Annotated in this window: 19 protein-coding genes; 8 read left to right on the plus strand and 11 right to left on the minus strand. The window is 63.9% G+C overall.

What is annotated here, in order from left to right; translation table 11 throughout:
- Window positions 1-164 precede the first annotated feature (164 nt).
- Together FJ978_RS16830 and htpX are read right to left on the minus strand one after the other, a co-directional pair.
- The gene (locus FJ978_RS16830; RefSeq protein ID WP_140573006.1) at window positions 165-1,592 is read right to left on the minus strand and encodes an RsmB/NOP family class I SAM-dependent RNA methyltransferase; all 1,428 of its coding nucleotides are present in this window, start codon (window positions 1,590-1,592) and stop codon (window positions 165-167) included.
- Window positions 1,550-2,569, minus strand: coding sequence for a zinc metalloprotease HtpX (gene htpX, locus FJ978_RS16835; protein ID WP_140573007.1), 1,020 nt, complete (start codon window positions 2,567-2,569; stop codon window positions 1,550-1,552). The genes FJ978_RS16830 and htpX overlap by 43 nt, the downstream gene beginning before the upstream one ends.
- A gap of 102 nt (window positions 2,570-2,671) precedes the next feature.
- Here htpX and FJ978_RS16840 point away from each other — a divergent pair, with 102 nt between their 5' ends.
- On the plus strand, window positions 2,672-2,893 hold the full coding sequence (locus tag FJ978_RS16840) for a DUF1674 domain-containing protein (RefSeq protein ID WP_023777560.1): 222 nt from the start codon (window positions 2,672-2,674) through the stop codon (window positions 2,891-2,893).
- Window positions 2,894-2,975: 82 nt separating this feature from the next.
- Here FJ978_RS16840 and FJ978_RS16845 read toward each other — a convergent pair whose 3' ends face one another.
- Window positions 2,976-3,641 carry an HAD-IA family hydrolase gene (locus tag FJ978_RS16845; RefSeq protein WP_140573008.1) on the minus strand — a complete coding sequence of 222 codons (666 nt, stop codon included), beginning with the start codon at window positions 3,639-3,641 and terminating at the stop codon, window positions 2,976-2,978.
- 169 nt (window positions 3,642-3,810) lie between these two features.
- On the opposite strand from FJ978_RS16845, the gene FJ978_RS16850 reads away from it, so the two are divergent.
- The 3 genes from FJ978_RS16850 (at window position 3,811) to FJ978_RS16860 (ending at window position 8,110) form a co-directional block, all read left to right on the plus strand.
- Window positions 3,811-4,680 carry a transglutaminase family protein gene (locus tag FJ978_RS16850; RefSeq protein ID WP_140573009.1) on the plus strand — a complete coding sequence of 290 codons (870 nt, stop codon included), beginning with the start codon at window positions 3,811-3,813 and terminating at the stop codon, window positions 4,678-4,680.
- 317 nt (window positions 4,681-4,997) lie between these two features.
- Window positions 4,998-6,476 (plus strand): TadE/TadG family type IV pilus assembly protein, encoded by a 1,479-nt coding sequence (locus FJ978_RS16855; protein ID WP_140573010.1) that lies wholly within the window; start codon window positions 4,998-5,000, stop codon window positions 6,474-6,476.
- 365 nt (window positions 6,477-6,841) lie between these two features.
- On the plus strand, window positions 6,842-8,110 hold the full coding sequence (locus FJ978_RS16860; protein ID WP_140573011.1) for a cyclopropane-fatty-acyl-phospholipid synthase family protein: 1,269 nt from the start codon (window positions 6,842-6,844) through the stop codon (window positions 8,108-8,110).
- On the opposite strand, the gene FJ978_RS16865 is transcribed toward FJ978_RS16860, so the two are convergent.
- Both FJ978_RS16865 and acs read right to left on the minus strand, forming a co-directional pair.
- Complete coding sequence (locus tag FJ978_RS16865) at window positions 8,111-8,857, minus strand: MOSC domain-containing protein (protein ID WP_140573012.1); 747 nt, start codon at window positions 8,855-8,857, stop codon at window positions 8,111-8,113.
- Window positions 8,857-10,812 (minus strand): acetate--CoA ligase, encoded by a 1,956-nt coding sequence (gene acs, locus FJ978_RS16870; protein ID WP_140573013.1) that lies wholly within the window; start codon window positions 10,810-10,812, stop codon window positions 8,857-8,859. The genes FJ978_RS16865 and acs overlap by 1 nt, the downstream gene beginning before the upstream one ends.
- Before the next feature lie 314 nt (window positions 10,813-11,126).
- On the opposite strand from acs, the gene FJ978_RS16875 reads away from it, so the two are divergent.
- Entirely contained in the window at window positions 11,127-11,399 is a 273-nt protein-coding gene (locus FJ978_RS16875; RefSeq protein WP_140573014.1) for an usg protein, read from the plus strand.
- Between the two features lie 227 nt (window positions 11,400-11,626).
- On the opposite strand, the gene FJ978_RS16885 is transcribed toward FJ978_RS16875, so the two are convergent.
- Both FJ978_RS16885 and FJ978_RS16890 read right to left on the minus strand, forming a co-directional pair.
- Complete coding sequence (locus tag FJ978_RS16885) at window positions 11,627-12,661, minus strand: aldo/keto reductase (RefSeq protein WP_140573015.1); 1,035 nt, start codon at window positions 12,659-12,661, stop codon at window positions 11,627-11,629.
- 42 nt (window positions 12,662-12,703) lie between these two features.
- Window positions 12,704-13,885 carry an MFS transporter gene (locus tag FJ978_RS16890; RefSeq protein ID WP_140573146.1) on the minus strand — a complete coding sequence of 394 codons (1,182 nt, stop codon included), beginning with the start codon at window positions 13,883-13,885 and terminating at the stop codon, window positions 12,704-12,706.
- 124 nt (window positions 13,886-14,009) lie between these two features.
- Here FJ978_RS16890 and FJ978_RS16895 point away from each other — a divergent pair, with 124 nt between their 5' ends.
- Window positions 14,010-14,912 carry a LysR family transcriptional regulator gene (locus FJ978_RS16895; RefSeq protein ID WP_140573016.1) on the plus strand — a complete coding sequence of 301 codons (903 nt, stop codon included), beginning with the start codon at window positions 14,010-14,012 and terminating at the stop codon, window positions 14,910-14,912.
- 50 nt (window positions 14,913-14,962) lie between these two features.
- Here FJ978_RS16895 and FJ978_RS16900 read toward each other — a convergent pair whose 3' ends face one another.
- From FJ978_RS16900 to FJ978_RS16915, 4 genes are all read right to left on the minus strand, one after another.
- Complete coding sequence (locus FJ978_RS16900; RefSeq protein ID WP_140573017.1) at window positions 14,963-16,012, minus strand: aldo/keto reductase; 1,050 nt, start codon at window positions 16,010-16,012, stop codon at window positions 14,963-14,965.
- A 143-nt stretch (window positions 16,013-16,155) separates the two neighbouring features.
- A complete protein-coding gene (locus tag FJ978_RS16905) occupies window positions 16,156-16,557 on the minus strand; it encodes a type II toxin-antitoxin system VapC family toxin (RefSeq protein ID WP_140573018.1) in 402 nt (133 codons plus the stop codon).
- Window positions 16,557-16,811 (minus strand): type II toxin-antitoxin system Phd/YefM family antitoxin, encoded by a 255-nt coding sequence (locus tag FJ978_RS16910; RefSeq protein ID WP_023766035.1) that lies wholly within the window; start codon window positions 16,809-16,811, stop codon window positions 16,557-16,559. Before FJ978_RS16910 ends, FJ978_RS16905 begins: the two co-directional genes overlap by 1 nt.
- An 80-nt stretch (window positions 16,812-16,891) precedes the next feature.
- Window positions 16,892-17,554, minus strand: a complete 663-nt coding sequence (locus tag FJ978_RS16915) for a YggS family pyridoxal phosphate-dependent enzyme (RefSeq protein ID WP_140573019.1) — start codon at window positions 17,552-17,554, stop codon at window positions 16,892-16,894.
- A 156-nt stretch (window positions 17,555-17,710) separates the two neighbouring features.
- On the opposite strand from FJ978_RS16915, the gene leuS reads away from it, so the two are divergent.
- Window positions 17,711-20,335 carry a leucine--tRNA ligase gene (gene leuS, locus FJ978_RS16920; RefSeq protein WP_140573020.1) on the plus strand — a complete coding sequence of 875 codons (2,625 nt, stop codon included), beginning with the start codon at window positions 17,711-17,713 and terminating at the stop codon, window positions 20,333-20,335.
- Window positions 20,322-20,915 (plus strand): LPS assembly lipoprotein LptE, encoded by a 594-nt coding sequence (gene lptE, locus FJ978_RS16925; protein ID WP_140573021.1) that lies wholly within the window; start codon window positions 20,322-20,324, stop codon window positions 20,913-20,915. Before leuS ends, lptE begins: the two co-directional genes overlap by 14 nt.
- Window positions 20,916-21,076: the final 161 nt, after the last annotated feature.

The raw sequence follows: 21,076 nt of genomic DNA on the forward strand, positions 1-21,076 counted from the left end.
GAGACCGGCCTGCAAATGGCCGCTTCCTGCGCTTCCGGTGCTCACGTACGAAAAGTACGCTCCGCTCCGGTTCTCGGAAGCCACCATTTTCGACTCGGTCTGACCTGAATCTCAGCACACCCTAGGCGATATTCAGGGTGATGCCGGCCTGACCTGAACGCGCCCTAAACTGCCCGGCGCATGCGCGCGGCGAAGAAGCCGTCCAGACCCGAGCGCTCCGGCGCTCCGAGATCGAGATCCGCGGGCGTGGTGCGCAAAGTGCCTTGCGCCGTCAAGAACGAATCGATGCCGGCAATCTCGCCCTGATGCAGGGGATCGTCGGCGACTGTCGGCGTCGCCTTGAGGAACGCGCGATGGAGATCCTCCCCTTCGATCGGGTCGAGCGAACAATTGGAAAAGACGATCCGGCCGCCCGGCCTGACCAGAGTGACGGCGCGGGCCAGCAGCCTGTTCTGCAGATCGGCGAGTTTTTCGACATCGGCCGCCGTCTTGGTCCAGGGCACGTCGGGATGCCGGCGCACCGTGCCGGTCGACGAGCAGGGCGCGTCGAGAAGCACGGCGTCGAACAGTTCCGCCGGCTCGTAATTGATCAGGTCGGCCTGGACGATGTCCGCGGCAAGGCCGAGGCGGTCGAGATTCTGCGCTAGCCGGGCCAGCCGGTTCTTCGAGGTGTCGACAGCGGTGACCCTGGCTCCGGCCAGGATCAACTGCGCGGTCTTGCCGCCGGGCGCCGCGCAGAGATCGGCGACGCGCAGCCCCCTGACATCGCCGAACAGCCGGGCGGGAAAGCTGGCCGCCGCATCCTGCACCCACCAGGCGCCCTCCGCGAAGCCGGGCAGTTCGATAACGGGGCCGGCAAGATTTTCCACTCGAACCGTTCCGGTCGGCAGCACGATGCCGCCGAGCTTTTCGGCCCACAGCTCGGGATCGGCCTTGACCGTGAAGTCGACCGGCGCCTCGTGCCGGTGGGCGGCGAGAATTTGCTTCGTCTTGTCGGCGCCATAGGCGGCCTCCAGCCGGTCGGAGAACCATTTTGGCGCTTCGTCGGTGGCGGCAAGGGCGGCGGGCAATTCCGTTTCCTTGGCACGCGCCAGGGTGCGCAGCACGCCGTTGACCAGGCCGGAGAAGCGCTGCGTACGCGGGTCGGATTTGGCGTGGGTCACCGCCAGGTCGACAGCGGCGCTGTCGGGAATATCGAGGAACAGGATCTGCGCGGCCGCCACATGCAGGATGTGGGACAAAGCGGTGGCGTTGGGCGGCAGCGGCTTTTCCAGGCGCCGCGTCAGCAATCCCGTAATGGTCATGCGATAGCGCAGCGCGGTGACCAGGATGGCGCGCACCAGGCCACGGTCGCGCGGATCGAGCGCCTTGTATTGCGGATGGCCGTTCTCGTGGTCGGTCAGGCCGTCGAGCGGCGTCCTGGCATCGATGACGGCGGCAAGCAGCCGCGCAGCCGCCTTGCGGACAGCGAGACCGGCGACGAATTCGCCGCCGTCCTTGTGTTCCTGCTCGCCTGAAACCGTGCGTCGAGGTCCTCTGTCCGCCACGCTCACGACCACCGGCCCTTGGGCCCGGTCGGGTTGCGACCCCATGGATTGGAGTTCGGCTTGGCGGGTTCGGCGGGCTGTTCCGGTGCGGCCGGCTTGCCCCACGGCCCGGCCGATTGCGGTTCGTCGGCCCGCGGCGGCGCAGGCGCCCTGCGTTCCGCTGTCCGGGGGGCACTGTCGCCCATCCGCCGCGCCATTTCCTGCAGCGCAGCGATGCGGTTCTCGGTGGCCGGGTGGGTGGAGAACAGACTGTCCATGCGCTCGCCGTGTAGGGGATTGATGATGAAGAGATGCGCCATCGCGGGATTGCGCTCGGCATCGGGGTTGGGAATGCGTTCGGCGCCACGGGCGATCTTGTCAAGCGCCGATGCCAGCCACAGCGGGTGTCCACAGATTTCGGCGCCGCGCCGGTCGGCCTCGTATTCGCGGGTGCGGCTGACCGCCATCTGCACGATCATCGCGGCGAAGGGCGCCACAATCATCGCCGCCAGCACGCCGACAAAGCCGAACGGGTTGTTGTCGCGGTTGCCGCCGAGGAAGAAGGCGAAGTTGCCGAGCATCGAGATGGCGCCGGCAAAGGTGGCGACGATGGTCATGGTCAGCGTGTCGCGATGCTGGACGTGGGCGAGTTCGTGCGCCATGACGGCCGCGACTTCCTCATGGGTCAGCCGCTGCAGCAAGCCGGTGGAGGCGGCAACCGCGGCGTTCTGCGGATTGCGGCCGGTGGCGAAGGCGTTCGGCTGGGGACTGTCGATCAGATAGGTTTTGGGCATCGGCAGGCCGGCCTGCTGGGCCAGCGCCTGGACGATGGCGTAATATTCCGGCGCGTTCTTCTCGTCGACCTCGACGGCATGGTTCATCGACAGCACCATCTTGTCGGCGTTCCAGTAGCTGAACAAATTGGTGCCGGCGGCGATCACCAGCGCGATCATCATGCCGCCCGACCCGCCGATCAGGAAGCCGACGCCCATGAACAGCGCCGTCATCGCGGCAAGAAGCATGGCGGTGCGAATGGTGTTCATCGGCTGCTCCTGTCCAGATCGCGAAAGGGGGTCGATAGTCCTCGGCTCATCGCTATATGATGGGAAACGCCTGTCCCCGTTTCAATCCGCTGGAAATATCGCATGAACGACGAACCCAGTAAAACGCCGGCCGAAACCGATGGCGACACGCCGCCAAAAGAGCTGACGCCAGCCGCCCGCCGTGCCCTCGCGGAAGCCGAGGCACGGCGCGCCGAATATCGCGAGAAGGAGGCTGCCCTGCCGAAGGAAATCGGCGGCCGTGGCGGCAAGGAACCCGGCCGCTACGGCGACTGGGAAGTCAAAGGCCTGACCAGCGATTTTTAGGGTATGTTAAGATTCAGGTGAGACCGGCCACCATTTTCGACTCGGTCTGACCTGAATCCCGACACACCCGATAGCGCCACCCCTAGGCGGCGCTGCGTTGGGCCTCAAGCGCCAGCCAGCCGCGCTCGTCGACGGTGATGCCGACGGCGTCGTAGCCTGCGATGGCGGTATGTTGCGTCGCCATCGGATGCTGGTGCGTGGCGTTGATCACCATGACCGCGGCTTCCGCTGCCTCGGCCGCCCTGATGCCGGCCGGGGCATCCTCGAACACCAGGCAGTCGCGCGCGTCGACGCCGAGCCGTCTTGCGCCAAGCTGGAAGCAGTCGGGCGCCGGCTTGCCACGGGACACGTCTTCCGCCGCGACGAGGACGGCGGGAACCGGAATGCCGGCAACCTTCATGCGTGCAAGCGCCAACGAGCGTGGCGCTGAGGTCACAATCGCCCAGCTCTCAGGGGGCAGCGCCTCGAGAAACGTCACGGCGCCGGCGATCGGCATAATGCCGTCCAGATCGTCGGCCTCGGCTTTCAGCAACAGGTCGGCCTCATGCGCCGGATCGACGCCTGGGAGGGCAAGGCCGGTGATGGTCTCTATCGCCCGCACACCGTGGATCGTCGGCAGGAAGGCGGCGACGTCGAGGCCATGGCGGCGTGCCCAATCGCTCCACACCCGCTCCGCCGAGGCGATGGAGTTGATGAGCGTGCCGTCCATATCGAAGAGGAAGGCGGCGAATTTTCTGCCTGCAAACATGATTTTCCTTGAAGTCCGGGGAGCGTGTCGAGGGAGGGCGCAACCGTAACGTCAAGGCGCCGACATGGGAAGGCGCGAGGGTGTCTTTTCGGACGGGCCAGGGAACCACGGCTCCCCTCTGGCGTTTCAACGACACTGCTTTCCATGACCGTTGAAGGGGGGACCTGCGATGCTGATCCGGCTCGGCTATGAAATCGCCATTGAATGCGCCGAGGCCACTCCGGTGATTTCGCTGCTCGAGATCCACAAGGACAGGCAGGCCGACATCAAGCGGCAGACGCGCGTCCTAACATCGCCATCCGTGCCGACCAGGCTCTACCATGACATGCACGGCAATGCCTGCCGCCGCTTCACCGCGCCTGCCGGAGGCTTTCGCATCCTCTACGACGCGGTGGTCGCGGACAGCGGAGAGCCGGATGAGGTCAACACGCTGGCCAGGGAACTGCCGGTGGCCGAATTGCCCGACGAGGTGCTCGTTTATCTCCTCGGCAGCCGCTATTGCGAGACCGATCATCTCAGCAACCTCGCCTGGCAGCTGTTCGGTCATCTTCCATCCGGCTGGGCGCGGGTGCAGGCGATCGTCGACTATGTCCACAACCGCCTGTCGTTCGGCTACGGCTATGCGCGTTCGACCCGCACGGCGGCGCAGGCGCATGAGGAACGGGTCGGCGTCTGCCGCGACTTCGCGCATCTGGCGATCACGCTCTGCCGCTGCATGAACATCCCGGCGCGTTATGTGAACGGCTATCTCGGCGACATCGGCGTGCCGATCGATCCGGCGCCGATGGATTTCTCGGCCTGGATGGAAGTGTTCCTGGACGGCAAATGGTACACGTTCGACCCGCGCCACAACCGGCCCAGGACCGGCCGCGTCGTCATCGCGCGCGGCCGCGACGCCATCGACGTGCCGCTGCTGCACAGCTTCGGCCCGCACCGGCTCAGCCTGTTCAAGGTATGGACCTATGAACAGGAAGGCAGGCTGTTCAATCCGCCCTACCACGGCATCGACAAGACGGTCAGCGCACGGATGCTGGCCTGAGTGTTCCGTTCGCGCCGCAACCGCCTCAGCAAGCTCGGGACAACTGGTCCGCTTCGGCACACAAGCGCTGTGCCGCAACAGGACGTCGCCGGATGTGCCGCGATCCCTGGGCCCAGCATGGTAAGCGCCTCGTAAACGAAATCGCGGTGGCGGTTTTGCATTTACCGGTCATTCACCCTGACGCGTACCAAAGTTCAACAAAAACAATGCGGTAGTTGCGAGCCGCTCGCTCTCGGAGCGTCACGGCGTCATCCGGCTGGAATCCTGCATTGCCTTTTGCGCGGCGACGAGGCCGAGGCAAGCGGAGGCTGTTGGAGATGCGGAATTACGGGGGTCTTGTTCACGCGGTCGGCGGGTTCGCCAGAGATCGCGGTGGAAATTTCGCGGTCCTGTTCGGCTTTGCTGCCTCCGTCTTGGCGCTGGCCGCCGGCTTTTCTGTCAACATCTCGCAGCTCTACAATGCCAAATCGAGCCTGCAAGGCGTGGTCGACGCCGCGGTGACATCAACGGCACGCGACCTGACCACCGGGGTCATCAAGGAAGCCGATGCCGACAATTCGGTGAAGGCCTTTCTCGTGGCCAACAGCGCGGCGGGCATCCTGCAGCCGGACCAGGTGGTGCTCGACAAGCTGATCGTCGACAAGACGGCTAAAACCGTGCAAGCAAATGTGCATGTCGATGTCGCCCTCTATTTTCCGCTGTTCGGCATCGGCGACATGCAGCGCGTCGCCGCTTCCACCACCGCGCTCTATTCGGACAAGGCGGTCGAGGTGGCTATGATGCTCGACATCACAGGATCGATGGCCAAGCGGGGCAACGTCGACAAGATCGGCGATCTGAGAGCAGCCGCGAGAAACGCCGTTCAGACCATGCTCCAGAACCAGGATCCCAAGAGGCCCCGTATCCGCGTCGCGATTGTGCCTTACGCGTCTGGCGTGAACGCCGGCAAGCTAGCGGAAAACGTCTATGCCGAGACGCAAGGGAGCTCGGAGCTGCCACCTGTCGCAGGCAGTTCGCTTCTTGTCGCCAAGACGGGCAAAGCCTTGCTGCCGTCCTTCAGCGACTACATCTCCATTGTTGGCGCGGCGATGCCACATCCGGATAATTGCACCACAGAGCGCAAGAACAAGAATGGCGATGCGGATCTGAGCGCCGACGGCCCGGACACGGTTCGCACGGACAGGAACGGCAAGAAATATTATGCCCTGGTCAACCGGGACGATCATCTCGATGGCGGGGGAATGAACAGGTGCCCTGATGCGGAAGTGATCCCGCTGACCGCGGATTCCGACGCATTGCTCGATTCGATCGACGATTTCCGGGCCGCTGGTTATACGGCCGGCGCGATCGCCATTCAGTGGACCTATTATATGCTGTCGCCGCAATGGCGCACCGCGATCAAGAATGCCGGTCTCGGCAACGGCGCATCGGATGCCGATGCGAAGAAGATTGCCAAGGTTGCTATCCTGATGACCGATGGCCAGTTCAATACCGCCTTCGCCGGGGCTGGGGGGAGCTACAACGGCCAGGGCGACCTTGCGCGCGGCAACGCCGAAGCGCTGTGCGGCAACATGAAAAATGACGGCATTGAGATTTTCACCATCGGCTTCGATCTGAACGACAAGGACATGTCGGCAACCGAGCGGGACCAGGCAAAGGCGGTGCTGAAGGGCTGTTCGTCGAAAGACGCCTCCGCCGCCGAGAGACATTACTTCGAGGCGTCTACCGGAGCAGAATTGGACGCCGCCTTTCAAGAAATCATCCGCAACACCGAAAAGGTCGCACTGACCCAGTAATCCGCCCAAAAAGGAAAAGGCCGCCGCTTCTTGCGAAGCCGGCGGCCTTCCGTGTTTCCGTCCATGGCGCGGCCTGTGGCGGCGACCCAAGGGTCACCCTCCGCGCATCTCGCGCCTTAACGGGAAGACTGCTTCCCGAAAGTGCAATCCTGCGAGGCCACGTTCTGGAAAACGAAATCACTCGACATCGGATCACCTCCTTTCGATTTGTTGAACACATGGACATGATGGGGTGCGTTGCAGCAAATGACAAGGTGCCATGCTGAAAAAGGCACCTTGTCGGAACCACGGAGCATTTCAGGGCGCTTGCGATCTCCGCGCCAAATAGACAAGATCGCGTCATCGAGCCGCAGGGGGAGGGAGCAATGGACGCTACCGAGAAAGCCGCGCGAGTCGTTCGAACGGTGATCGAAACGCTGAAGCCCGGTTTTGCCGTCAGGCTGTGGACCGGCGAGCGGATCGGCCCCGCCGGCGGGCCGGTGCTCACCGTCAACGACCAGGACATCGTCTGGCAGGTTGTGAGGCGACCGTCTTTGTCGACGCTGATCGAGATGTGGATTTCCAAGACCATAGACATCGAAGACGGGACGCTGTTCGATTTCTACGCCCTGCCGTCGCAAGGCAAGCTGCGGACCAAGATCAAGTCGCTGCCGAAGCTCGCGATCCTGCGCGACCTGCCTTCCGTGCTTTTGTCACGCAAGCAGATGAGCACGCGGACCGATCTGTCCGGGCGCAATCCCTATGTCAGCGGTTCGAGCCAGGAAGCGATCCAGCATCACTACGACATTTCGAACGCCTTCTACCGGCTCTTCCTCGACGAGCGAATGGTCTACAGCTGCGGCTACTTCAAGGATTTCGCCAACGGCATCGACCAGGCGCAGGCCGACAAACTCGACCACATCTGCCGCAAGCTCCGGCTGAAACCGGGCGAAAGGCTGCTCGACATCGGCTGTGGCTGGGGCGCCATGCTGATCCATGCAGCGAAGAATTACGGCGTCGTCGGCCACGGCGTCTCGCTGTCGCAGGCCCAGACCGACCTCGCCCGCGAGCGCATCCGCGCCGAGGGGCTGGAGGACCGCATCACCATCGAGATCAAATCCTATGCCGAGCTCACCGGCAGCTTCGACAAGATATCGTCGATCGGCATGTTCGAGCATCTGGGTATCGCCAACCACGCCGCCTACTTTTCCACCGTCCACCGGCTGCTGAAGCCGGGCGGCATCTACCTGCATCACGCCATCACCAGGCGCAGCAAAGGCGACATGAAGAAGACCCTGCGCAAGGGACCGGAATACAAGGCATTGCTCAAATACATCTTTCCCGGCGGTGAGCTCGACACGATCGGCATGACAACAGGCAATCTGGAGGCGCATGGCTTTCTCGTCTACGATGTCGAGAATTTGCGCGAACACTATGCCCGCACCTGCAGACTGTGGGCCGAGCGGCTGCACGCCCGCTTCGATGAAGCGATCGCCGAGGTCGGCGAGGCCAAGGCGCGGCTGTGGCTGCTTTATCTGACCGGCTGTTCGATTACCTTCGAGCGCGCCTCGGCGCAGATTTTCCAGACCGTCGTCACCAAGCGCGCACGCGGCCCGAGCGGCCTGCCGCCGACGCGGGCCGATCTTTATCGTTGACTACACGAACCGCATCTCGTTGCCGAGCTTGATGCTGGCTGGCTTGTCGACCGTACAGTAGACTCCCAGATTGTGCGCGTTGTGGCGGACCAGGTTGCGCAGGATCCCGGGATCGTTGTCGAAGCCGTCCTGGGCGATGATGGTGAAGCCGCAGCGGCGGCATGGTTCGGAAATCGTCAGCAGCAATTCGCCGACCGCGAGCTTGCGGCCGATCCATTCCGTCTCCGGAAACGAGCCTTCGATCGCCGCCATGTCGACGACGATGTTGGGGCGGAAGCGGCGAGGGTCGGCTGCGCCGTCCGGATGCAGCGCCTTCAGGCGCGCCAGCGAAGCCGTGGTCAGGAGATGGATCGGCGCCTTGCGGTAGCGCTCCGCCGTCAATGGGCCGGAATAGCCCGGCGCATTCTCCTGGCGGAACGGCCGGATCGAGGCTTCGAAGCCGAGATAGGCCGACACCGCGCGGTCGCTCTCGACGCCGGGAGCAGGCAGCCATTCGCCGTCGGGGACGGCGACCTCGAGCTGGCGAGCGGGGTTCAACCGGGTGCGGATCAACGGCACCTTGTGCCATTTCTCGGCGCGGTCCGGCCGGGCGATCTCGTTGTCGGATGCATCGACCAGGCCGAACATGCGGTCGCCGTCGATGCTTTCGAGCGCGACCGAGATCGCCTCCACGCGTTCGCCAGCGAGCGAGCTCGCCGGATAGCGCCAGAGTTCGCTGACAGTGCCGAGCAAGGCCGCGTCCCGCATCAGCCCTTCTTGTTCTGCCGGTTGGCGACCAGGTCGTCGACCACGGCTGGATCGGCGAGCGTCGAGGTGTCGCCAAGGGCGGCAAAATCGTCCTCGGCGATCTTGCGCAGGATGCGGCGCATGATCTTGCCGGAACGCGTCTTGGGCAGGCCCGGCGCGAACTGGATCTTGTCGGGCGAGGCGATGGCGCCGATCTCCTTGCGGACATGGGCGACAAGCTCCTTGCGCAGCTCTTCGGTCGGTTCGGCACCCTTCATCAAGGTGACGTAGCTGTAGATACCCTGGCCCTTGATGTCGTGCGGGTAGCCGACGACGGCGGCCTCGGAGACCTTCTCATGGCTGACCAGCGCCGATTCGACTTCGGCCGTGCCCATGCGATGGCCGGAGACGTTGATGACATCGTCGACGCGGCCGGTGATCCAGTAGTAGCCGTCGGCGTCGCGGCGGCAGCCGTCACCGGTGAAGTACTTGCCCTTGTAGGTGGAAAAATAGGTCTGCACGAAACGATCGTGATCGCCATAGACGGTGCGCATCTGGCCCGGCCAGGAATCGGTGATGCAGAGATTGCCGTCGGCCGCCCCTTCCAGCACCTTGCCTTCGCCGTCGACCAATTGCGGTTTGATGCCGAAGAAGGGGCGCGTCGCCGAACCCGCCTTGAGATCGGTGGCGCCGGGCAGCGGCGTGATCAGGATGCCGCCGGTCTCGGTCTGCCACCAGGTGTCGACGATCGGTACCTTGCCGTTGCCGACGACGTTGAAATACCACTCCCAGGCTTCCGGGTTGATCGGCTCGCCGACCGATCCCAGCACGCGCAGCGACTTGCGCGAGGTCTTCTTCACAGGATCGTTGCCGGCGCCCATCAGCGCGCGCAATGCGGTCGGCGCGGTGTAGAAGATGTTGACCTTGTGCTTGTCGATGACTTCCCAGAAGCGCGACTGCGACGGATAATTCGGCACGCCCTCGAACATCAGCGTGGTGGCGCCGTTGGCGAGCGGGCCATAGACGATGTAGCTGTGGCCGGTCACCCAGCCGACATCGGCGGTGCACCAGTAGATGTCGCCGTCATGATAGTCGAAGACATATTGGTGCGTCATCGAGACATAGACGAGGTAGCCGGCGGTGGTGTGCAGCACACCCTTCGGCTTGCCGGTCGAGCCGGAGGTGTAGAGGATGAACAGCGGATCCTCGGCCTTCATCTTCTCCGGCTTGCACTCGGCCTTCACCGTCGCGATTTCGTCGTGGTACCAGACGTCGCGGCCCGGAGCCCAGCCGATCTTGCCGCCGGTGCGGCGCACGACCACCACTTTTTCGACTTTGGTGCCGGCCTTGGCTGCGATCTCGATCGCCTTGTCGGTGTTCTCCTTCAGCGGGATCGGCTTGCCGCCGCGCAGGCCCTCGTCGGCGGTGATGACGAAAGTCGACTTGCAGTCGTCGATACGGCCTGCCAGCGCGTCCGGCGAAAAGCCGCCGAAGACGATCGAATGGATGGCGCCGATACGCGTGCAGGCCAGCATCGCATAGGCGGCCTCCGGGATCATCGGCATGTAGATGGTGACGCGGTCGCCCTTCTTGACGCCGTGCTTCTTCATCACATTGGCGAGTCGGCAGACATGCTCGTAAAGCTCGTTGTAGGTGATCTTCTTGTCGTCGTAGGGGTTGTCGCCTTCCCAGATGATGGCGGTCTGGTTGCCGCGCTTCTTGAGATGGCGATCGATGCAATTGTAGGAAACGTTGGTCAGCCCGTCCTCGAACCACTTGATCGAGACCTTGCCGTCGAAGGAGGTGTTCTTGACCTTGCTGTAGGGCTTGAACCAGTCGATGCGCTTGCCGTGCTTGCCCCAGAACTTGTCCGGGTTCTTGATGCTGTCGGCATACCATTTCAGGTAGGTATCATTGTCGATCAGCGCATTCTTCTTCCACGCCGGCTGGACGCGATGGACATGAACCTCGGACATTCCTGACTTTCCTCCCGAACCAATCGCCGGCTTGAAATGCCGGCGGGATCGCGGCGACACGACCGCGAATTCGGCGGCATTATTACCAGTTCCGCCGTTACGGCAATATTAGACGTTGGATTCGCGCGGCGGGATGCCGCAGGCGGGCTTTGGAGAGCTGTCAGCACTCAGTCGAACGCGCTGCTAACTGCATGTTTTCGCGTGCTAAAGCTGGTTTCGATGAAGAAAAAATCAATAGACGGTTAATCAACGGCGCGCACAATCGGCTTTGGGAGGACAGGAGAATCAACAAGGGACCGCCCAGGGGGACCGCAATGCGCGATCATGCCGAAATGGACCTGATGCTCAAAGGCTATGGCCTGACCACGGCCAAGTTTCTGTACCACTTTCCCGACCACCCGCATTTGCTGCAGAGCTTTATCTGGCAAGACTACGACATCGCGCCGAAGTTTCCGGTGCTGATCAAATTCATCGAGTTCTGGAAAGCCAAGCTCGACGGGCCGCTGCACTCGATCAGCTACACGCACCAGAAACTGATCGCGCCGAACGAGTGGCGCAAGGTGGATGGCGAGTTCGTACTGCATTAGGGGCGGGCACACGGCCGTTGAGGTTGGCGCTCGACGGCGCCCCCCTCTGTCCTGCCGGACATCTCCCCCTCAAGTGGGGAGATCGGATGTTGTGACGGCTTTCGCCAATATCGAGCGTAAAGAGATGGCGCGGTGGGTGAAACTGCCGATCTCCCCCCTAGTGGGGGAGATGCCCGGCAGGGCAGAGGGGGGCGCTGTCCCGCGAATCTCTCGTTAATTGCAGGAGCTCACACCGCCGGTGGGTTCAGCCGCGCAAAGCCTTCCTGGCGGCGATAGGGGAAATACGGATAGGGCGCGGTGACTTCGCTGGCGGCATCGAGCTTTTTCATCTGCTCCGGTGTCAGCGTCCAGCCGACGACGCCGAGGTTCTGGCGCAGCTGCTCCTCGTTGCGGGCGCCGATGATGACCGATGACACGGTCGGGCGCTGCAGCAGCCAGTTGATGGCGATCTGCGGCACGGTCTTGCCGGTTTCCTGCGCCACCGCGTCAAGCGCATCCATCACCCGATAGAGATGCTCGTCCTCGACCGGCGGACCGAAGCTCGCGGTGTCGTGCAGCCGGCTCGTTTCCGGCAGAGGCTGGCCACGGCGGATCTTGCCGGTCAGGCGGCCCCAGCCAAGCGGGCTCCACACCAGCGCGCCGACGCCCTGGTCGAGGCCGAGCGGCATCAGCTCCCATTCATAGTCGCGCCCGACAAGCGAATAGTAGACCTGGTGCGCGACATAACGCGGGTAGCCATGCTTGTCTGCTTCCCCCAGCGACTTCATCACTTGCCAGCCGGAGAAGTTGGAGACCCCGACATAACGCAGCTTGCCGGCGCCCACGAGCGCGTCCAGCGTCGACAAAACCTCGTCGATCGGCGTGCCGGCATCGAAGGCATGCAACTGCAACAGGTCGATGTAGTCGGTGCCGAGACGTTTCAGCGCGGCATCCACTGCCTTGATCAGCCGAGAACGCGACGAGCCGTAGTCGGCCGGTCCCTCGCCCACCGGCAGCGAGGTCTTGGTCGAGATCAGCACGGCGTGGCGGCGGCCTTTTATGGCTTCGCCGAGCACCTCCTCCGAGGCGCCGTTCGAATAGACGTCGGCGGTGTCGAACAGATTGACGCCGGCCTCGAGGCAGATGTCGACCAGCCGCCGCGCTTCCCTGGCGTCGGTGTTGCCCCAGGCACCGAACAGCGGGCCGGAGCCGCCAAAGGTTCCCGCGCCGAATGAAAGTGCGGGCACTTTCAGGCCCGATGCGCCGAGAGGTCGATAGTCCATTTTTCTGCTCCTGATGATATCGAAAACGGATTGCGGACGAACTTACGAGTTGGCGCAGACAGGCGTGCCGAGCGAGGCGCTGCGGTCGAGGCGCAGCGCCAGCCCGGCGACGCCAAGGGCCGCGACCGGCAGCAGGGCGGCGACCCAGGTGAGCGCGCCAAGGCCGAGGCCGTGGGCGATGACCGCGCCGCCAAGCCATGCACCGCCGGCATTGCCGAGATTGAAGGCGGCGATGTTGAAGGACGAGGCGAGGCTCTGGCCGGCGCCTTGGGCCTTTTCCAGCACCCACATTTGCAGCGGCGCCACGGTGGCGAAGGCGGCGGCACCGAGCAGGCCGACATAGACCACGGCCATCACCTGGCTGTGGATGGCGAAGCTCATGGTTGTGAGCACCAAAGCGAGCACGACGAGGCTGCCGAGCACGGACGGCACCAGCCAGCGGTCGGCGACCTTGCCGCCGGCGAGATTGCCGGCGATGAGGCCGCCGCCGAAGACGAGCAGGATCGGCGATACCGCCGCTTCCTTGAAGCCCGAGAGTTCGGTCAACAGCGGCGCGATATAGGTGAAGACGGCGAAGACGCCGGCATAGCCGAGCACGGTGGTGGCGAGGCCGAGCAGGACCGGCGCGCGGCGCAGCACGGCGAGATCGGCGCGCAGGTCGCTCTTCTCGAGCGCCGCCTGGCTGCGCGGCACCAGGGCCAGGATGACGGCGAAGGCGGCGAGGCCGACTGCGGTCACCGCCCAGAAGGTCGCGCGCCAGCCGAAGGCCTGGCCGAGCCAGGTGCCGAAGGGCACGCCGAGGATGTTGGCGATGGTCAGGCCGGTGAACATCAAGGCGATCGCCGAAGCCTTCCTGTTGGGTGCGACAAGGCCGGTGGCGACCACCGAGCCGACGCCGAAGAAAGTGCCGTGGGCAAAGGCGGTGATGACGCGGGCGCCCATCAGCGTCCAGTAGTCGGGCGCCAGCGCACAGGCGAGATTGCCAAGCGTGAAGATCGCCATCAGCGCCAGAAGCACTGTCTTGCGCGGCCAGTTGCCGGTGGCGATGGTCAGCAGCGGGGCGCCGATGACGACGCCCAGCGCATAGCCCGAAATGAGCTGGCCGGCGGCGGAGATCGAGACGCCAAGGTCTTTGCTGACATCGAGCAGCAGACCCATGATGACGAATTCGGTGACGCCGATGCCGAAGGCACCGGCGGCGAGGGCGTAGAGAGCGAGAGGCATGGTGGTTCCCACTTCGGCGATGACGAGCGCCTTGTCCAAACCGCGCTCGACCCGGAAGATCGTGTTGCCTTGCATTGTGAACCAGACTTGCTCCAGGCATATTTTCTGTGAAATAGATTCACAGATGGCCAGATCCGACATCAACCGCTCCGGCGAGATCGAAGTCTTCGTGCGCGTCGTCGAGGCGGGCAGCTTTTCGGCGGCGGCGCGCGCCTTGCGCATGACGCCATCGGCGGTCAGCAAGCTGATCGCCCGGCTGGAGGCCAGGCTCGGCGCCCGGCTGGTCAGCCGCTCGACGCGCAAGCTGCAGCTGACGCCGGAGGGCAGCGCGTTCTACGAGAGCGGGCTGCGCATCCTGGCCGACATGGCGGCGGCCGAGCGCGAGGCGGCGGCGGGTGCTGCGCCGCGCGGGCGGCTGCGGGTCAACACCTACGTGCCCTTCGGCGTGCACCGGCTGATCCCTCTCCTGCCGCGCTTCCTCGAACGCTTCCCCGAAATATCGGTCGACCTGGTGCTGACCGACAGCGTCATCGATTTGATGGCGGAGCGTGCCGATGTCGCGATCCGGGCCGGGCAGCTCGGCGAGTCACGGCTGGTGGCGCGCAAGCTAGGCCAAAGCCCGATGGTGGTGGTTGCCGCCCCGTCCTATCTTGGCGCGCTTGGGACGCCGCGCCTGCCTGCCGAACTCGATCGTCACAATCGGCTTGCCTTCGGCTTCGCCCGCTACAGCGACGGCTGGCCGTTCGCGGACGATACATCCTTCACGGTTCCGGTCAGCGGCAATGCGATGGTCAGCGATGGCGAAGCGATGCGGCTGATGACGATTGCGGGTGCGGGCATTGCCCGGCTGGCGCGCTGGCATGTCGAGCCCGATATTGCCGCCGGCCGGCTGGTGCCGCTGCTGGAAGACTTCAACCCTGGCGATGTCGAACCGACACATGCCGTCTATGTCGGCCACGGCAAGCACCTGCCGGCCAGAGTGCGGGCTTTTCTCGATTTTCTGGTCGAGACCGTGCGGATGGCCTGAAGTGATACCCGGGAGCCGTCCGACTCCCGGGATAGTATTCGTCGGCCGCGTTATGCTTTGGGCGTGAACGGCGCCGGCCGGCGGCCGGCCGACTGGCGTTCGACCATCCAGCCGGGATATTCCGCCGGCAGCGCGCTGACCTCGTCGAGACGGGCGAGATCGTCGGTGTCGAGCTTCACTTCAGTCGCCGCAAGGTTCTGTTCGAGCTGTTCCATGCGGCTGGCGCCGATGATGACGCTCATCACGAAAGGCTTGGCCAGGACATAGCCGAGCGCCACTGTGGCAACGCTGACATCATGTTTCCTGGCAACTTCGCGCATGACGGCAACGGCCGCCCAGGCGCGGTCCTCGTTGACCGGCGGGAAATTGAAGGACGCACGGCGGCCCTCGCCATTGCCGGGCGCGTCCGGGCCGTATTTGCCGGATAGCAGGCCACCGGCCATCGGCGACCACACCATCAGGCCGAGCTTCTCCTCGTTGATGAGCGGCACGATCTCGCGTTCGAGGTCGCGGCCGGCGATGGAATAATAGGACTGGATGGTCTCGAAGCCGGCAAAGCCCTTGGCGTCGGCGATGCCGAGCGCCTTGGCGATGCGCCAGGCCTGCCAGTTGGAAACGCCGACATAGCGGACCTTGCCGCTGGCAACGAGATCGTCGAGAGCCCGCAGCGTCTCGTCGATCGGCGTCACCGTGTCGGTACCGTGCAGCTGATAGAGATCGATGTGGTCGAGCTGCAGCCGTTCGAGGCTGGCATCGACCGAATCCATGATGTGGCCGCGCGAGGAGCCGCGCTGGTTCGGCCCGTCGCCCATGGCGCCATGGACCTTGGTGGCAATCACCACGCTCGATCTGGCAACGCCGAGATCCCTCAGCGATTGGCCGAGCAGCCTTTCGGACTGGCCGAAGGAGTAGACATCGGCCGTGTCGAAGAAATTGACGCCGGCGGCAATCGAGCGGCCGACGATCTCGTTGACGCCCTTCTGGTCGAGGCTGGCGATCAGGCCCCATTGGGCATTTTCACCGGCGGCGCCGAAGGTCATGGTGCCGAGGCAAAGTTCGGAGACGAACATCCCCGTATTTCCAAGCTGATTGTAACGCATGGCGAAGGCTCCAGGAGAATTATGACGACGTCAAACAAATAGGAACGGTACGTTTCGTTTCCAGCGTTGGCGTAACGACCGCGCGAGATTGGCCCAATGCGCGTGAGCGTAGATGGAACGCTTCGAAAAGCAGACGAACGAGCTTAGACGTCCCAGGGATCGAGCACCGTCACGCCTGTATCATCGAAGTCGGCGGTGTTGCGCGTCACCAGAATAAGATCATGGACAAGGGCGGTTGCCGCGATGAGGGTATCGGCGCTGCCTCTTGTGCGGCCGGCCGTGATACGGCCCCAAGCCAACGCGACATGTTCGGTAACGGCAAGAATACGGTCGGCATTGTCCCGCCGAAGCTCTCGCAGCCACAGATCGAGGCGTGTTGCCCTTTCGGGTTCGGCCTTGCGCAGCTTGATGATCCCGCGCTCGATCTCTCCGATCGTAATGACGCTGAGATTGACCGATGTCGGGTCCACCGATGCCAGCCAGTCAGTCGGCTTGGGCAGCCGCCTCTGCACATCCGAAACGATGTTCGTATCGAGCAGATACATCAGAGATCGACGTCCCGGATCATCGTCTTCGGGCGACGGTTGACCTCTTCGGCGAAATCATCGTCCCAGACAGGACCTGTCAAAAGGTACTCCGCTAGCGATTTTTTCCTTCCAGCGAGACGGTCGTAGTCCTCGGCGGAGAGCACCACTGCGGCACGCTCGCCGCGCAACGTCACCGTCTGCGGTCCCTCGCTTCGCGCACGCTGAACCACCTTGGAAAAATTGTTCTTCGCGTCCTGAAGGTGCCAGTTCATGAAATGCTCCTAGCTAGCTTGGCTAGATATAGCATTTGCTCGACGCGGCAGCAAGGAATGCTGTGCTGGCGCCGGGCGGACTAACGGCTGCCGAAGATCGCCGAACCGACACGGACGCTGGTTGCGCCGAAGGCGATTGCCGTCTCGTAGTCGCCGGACATGCCCATCGAGAGTTTGGCGACGCCGGCTTCCTTGCCGAGCTTTTCCAGCAAAGCGAAGTGTGGGCCGGGGTTCTCGTCGGCCGGCGGGATGCACATCAGGCCTTCGATGGCTAGGCCGTGGACGTCGCGGCAGCGGGCGACAAAGGCGACCGCCTCGCGCGGCTCGATGCCGGCCTTCTGCGGTTCCGAGCCGGTGTTGACCTGGACGTAGAGCTTTGGCGCGCGGCCTTGCCGGGCGATCTCCCTGGCGAGTTCGGCGGCGATCTTTTCACGGTCGACCGTCTCGATGACATCGAACAGCGCGACGGCCTCCCTGGCCTTGTTCGACTGCAGCGGGCCGATCAGGTGCAGCTCGATGTCCGGGAAAGCGCCTTTCAGCGCCGGCCATTTGCCTTGCGCCTCCTGCACGCGATTCTCACCGAAGACGCGCTGGCCGGCCTCGATGACCGGGCTGATGTCGGCGGCCTCGAAGGTCTTGGAGACGGCGACCAGCGTCACCGCACCGGCTTCGCGGCTTGCCTCGCGCTCGGCCGTGGCAATCTTCGCCTGGACCGCAAAAAACTGCTGAACGGCGTCGCCCATCTGCAAATCCTGCTGTTTTGGCCCGCGTTTTTGGCCGACGCGATGCCCATATGGTTGACGGGTTTGCCAAACCATGGTGAACACCCGGACCACATTCCCTGAACTGCCGAGCTTGTCGCCCGCAGTCCGTGCATGCTTTTAAGTGAAAAACGTCCCATGGCAACCGAACGATACAATCCGCGCGCATCAGAACCCAAATGGCAGAAGGCCTGGGCTGCCAAGAAGCTTTTCGAAGCGCACAATGACGATCCGCGTCCGAAATACTACGTGCTGGAGATGTTCCCCTATCCGTCGGGGCGCATCCATATCGGCCACACCCGCAACTACACGATGGGCGATGTGGTGGCGCGCTACAAGCGGGCCAAGGGCTTCAACGTGCTGCATCCGATGGGCTGGGACGCCTTCGGCATGCCGGCCGAGAACGCGGCGATGCAGAACAAGGTCCATCCCAAGGAATGGACCTACCAGAACATCGCCACCATGCGCGAGCAGCTCAAGGTCATGGGCCTGTCGCTGGACTGGGCGCGCGAATTCGCGACCTGCGACGTGGATTATTATCACCGCCAGCAGATGCTGTTCCTCGACTTCGTCGAGAAGGGCCTGGTGACGCGCAAATCCTCCAAGGTCAACTGGGATCCGGAGGACATGACCGTGCTCGCCAACGAGCAGGTTATCGACGGGCGCGGCTGGCGCTCGGGCGCGCTGGTCGAACAGCGCGAACTGACGCAATGGTTCTTCAAGATCACCGACTTCGCCCAGGACCTGCTGGATTCACTGGACGGCCTCGACGAGTGGCCCGAAAAAGTGAAGCTGATGCAGCAGAACTGGATCGGCCGCTCGGAAGGCCTGCTGATCCGATGGCCTTTGGCCTCGGACATTGCTGGCGAACACGAGCTGGAAGTCTACACGACGCGGCCCGACACCATCTTCGGCGCTTCCTTCATGGCCATCGCCGCCGATCATCCGCTGGCCAAAAAGGCGGCCGAGACCAATCCGGCGCTGGCGAAGTTCATCGACGAGGTCCGCCATATGGGCACGTCGGTGGCGGCGCTGGAGACGGCCGAGAAAAAGGGTTTCGACACCGGCATCCGCGTTGTCCACCCGTTCGACGAGAGCTGGACGCTGCCTGTCTACGTGGCCAATTTCGTGCTGATGGAATACGGCACCGGCGCCATCTTCGGCTGCCCGGCGCATGACCAGCGCGACCTCGACTTCGCCAACAAATATGGCCTGCCGGTGGTGCCGGTGGTGATGCCGGAAGGCGAGAATCAAGCGACCTTCCAGATCGTCGACGTGGCCTATGGCGACGATGGCGCGATGATCAATTCGCGCTTCCTCGACGGCATGAAGCCGGACCAGGCTTTCGACGAGGTGGCGAAGCTCCTGGAGCAGAAGACGGTCGGCAACCGGCCGATGGCCGAACGCAAGGTGAATTTCCGCCTGCGCGACTGGGGCATTTCGCGCCAGCGCTACTGGGGCTGCCCGATCCCGATGATCCATTGCGAGGATTGCGGCGTGGTGCCGGTGCCGAAGGCGGACCTGCCGGTCAAGCTGCCCGACGACGTCGATTTCGACCGGCCGGGCAATCCGCTCGATCGTCATCCGACCTGGCGGCATGTGAAGTGCCCGCGATGCGGCAAGGACGCGCGCCGCGAAACCGACACGATGGACACGTTCGTCGATTCGTCGTGGTATTTCGCTCGTTTCACCGCGCCCTGGGCGCACGAGCCGACCGATCCCAAGGCGGCGAACGAATGGCTGCCGGTCGACCAGTATATCGGTGGCATCGAGCACGCGATCCTGCACCTGCTCTATTCGCGTTTCTTCACCCGTGCCATGCGCGAGACCGGCCATGTCGATCTGGCCGAGCCGTTCAAGGGCCTGTTCACGCAAGGCATGGTGGTGCATGAAACCTATCGCGTCGGGTCGGCATCGAACGGCCGCTGGCTGGCGCCGACCGAGGTGCGGCTGGTGGAAGCCGACGGCAAGCGCCGCGCCATCGAGATCGCCACCGGCGAGGACGCGACGATCGGCCCGCTCGAGAAGATGTCGAAGTCGAAGAAGAACACGGTCAGTCCGGAGGATATCACCGACGGCTACGGCGCCGATACGGCGCGCTGGTTCATGCTGTCGGATTCACCGCCCGAGCGCGATGTCGAATGGACCGACGATGGCGCCGCCGGCGCGCATCGCTTCATGCAGCGCATCTGGCGGCTGGTATCGACGGCAGCCGAGACGCTGGCCGGCGTCAAGCCGGCGGCGGCCGACAGTGGTGGGGCCGGAGCGGTTTCCAAGGCCGCGCACAAGATACTCAAGGCGGTCGGCGAGGACATCGAGAAGCTCGCCTTCAACCGCGCCATTGCCCGCATCTATGAACTGGCCAATTTGCTGACCGCGCCGCTCAACGACGTGGCGGAAGGCAAGGCCGATCCGGCGATGCAAGGCGCCTGTCGCCAGGCGGTGGAGATCCTGGTGCACCTGATCGCGCCTGTGATGCCGCATTTGTCCGAAGAGTGCTGGGAAGCGCTGGGCGGCACCGATCTGGTTGCCGAACGGCCGTGGCCGGTCTTCGATCCGGCGCTGGTCGTCGACAATGAGGTCACCTATCCGGTCCAGGTCAACGGCAAGAAACGTGGGGATTTGACAATTGCCCGCGACGCGGACCAAGGTGCGGTCGAAAAAGCTGTGCTCGCTCTCGACTTCGTGCAGAAAGCGCTCGAAGGTAAGGCCCCGCGCAAGGTGATCATCGTGCCGCAGAGGATCGTCAATGTCGTTGCCTGACCTTGAGTTGCTTAACCCGGAGAAGACAGAGCTGAGCCGCCTGCTGCGGCACATCGCGCTTGCCGGCCTTTTCGGCTCGCTGGCACTGATTTCGGCTTGCCAGGTGCGGCCGCTCTATTCGAACGCGCCGCTGTCCACGGGCTCGACCGCAAACGCCGAGCTGGCGTCGATTGCCGTCAAGCCGGTCAACACACGCTATGCCCAGCAGGTGCGCAACAATCTGATCTTCGGATTTGGGCGCGGCGCCGGCGAACCGGCCTCGCCGCTTTATTCGCTTGGTCTCAGCGTGACCGAAGCCGTCGATTCGGCCGCGCTGGTGCAGGTCCAGACCGATCAGGACGAGCCGACCGCTGGTTCGGTGACGCTGACCGCCAGCTACACGCTGACCGATGCGAAAACCGGCGCCGTCATCACGGTCGGCAAGCGGGCGATCACCTCGTCCTTCGACAGGCCGCGGCAGGAATTTGCCTCGTATCGGGCGCAGATCGACGCCGAAAACCGCGCCGCGCGCGAGCTGGCCGAAGCCCTGCAATTGTCCATCGCCCAGGATTTGGTCCGGCACGGCAAGACGGCTGGCTAACGCCGTTTTTCGTTTCACGCAAAAGCCGAGCCACGGACGGGCAAAACGCACCGGCCTCCGGGCCGCCAGCGGCATATGAATTCTGGTCTTCGACGCGGCTCGCGTCGGCCAGGGTCCGGTTTTATTTTCAGCTTTTCCATCGCTCCGGCGCTGCCGACGGG

Origin of the sequence: Mesorhizobium sp. B1-1-7 (assembly GCF_006442705.1) — a bacterium.
In the GTDB taxonomy this organism is placed as follows: Bacteria; Pseudomonadota; Alphaproteobacteria; order Rhizobiales; family Rhizobiaceae; genus Mesorhizobium; species Mesorhizobium opportunistum.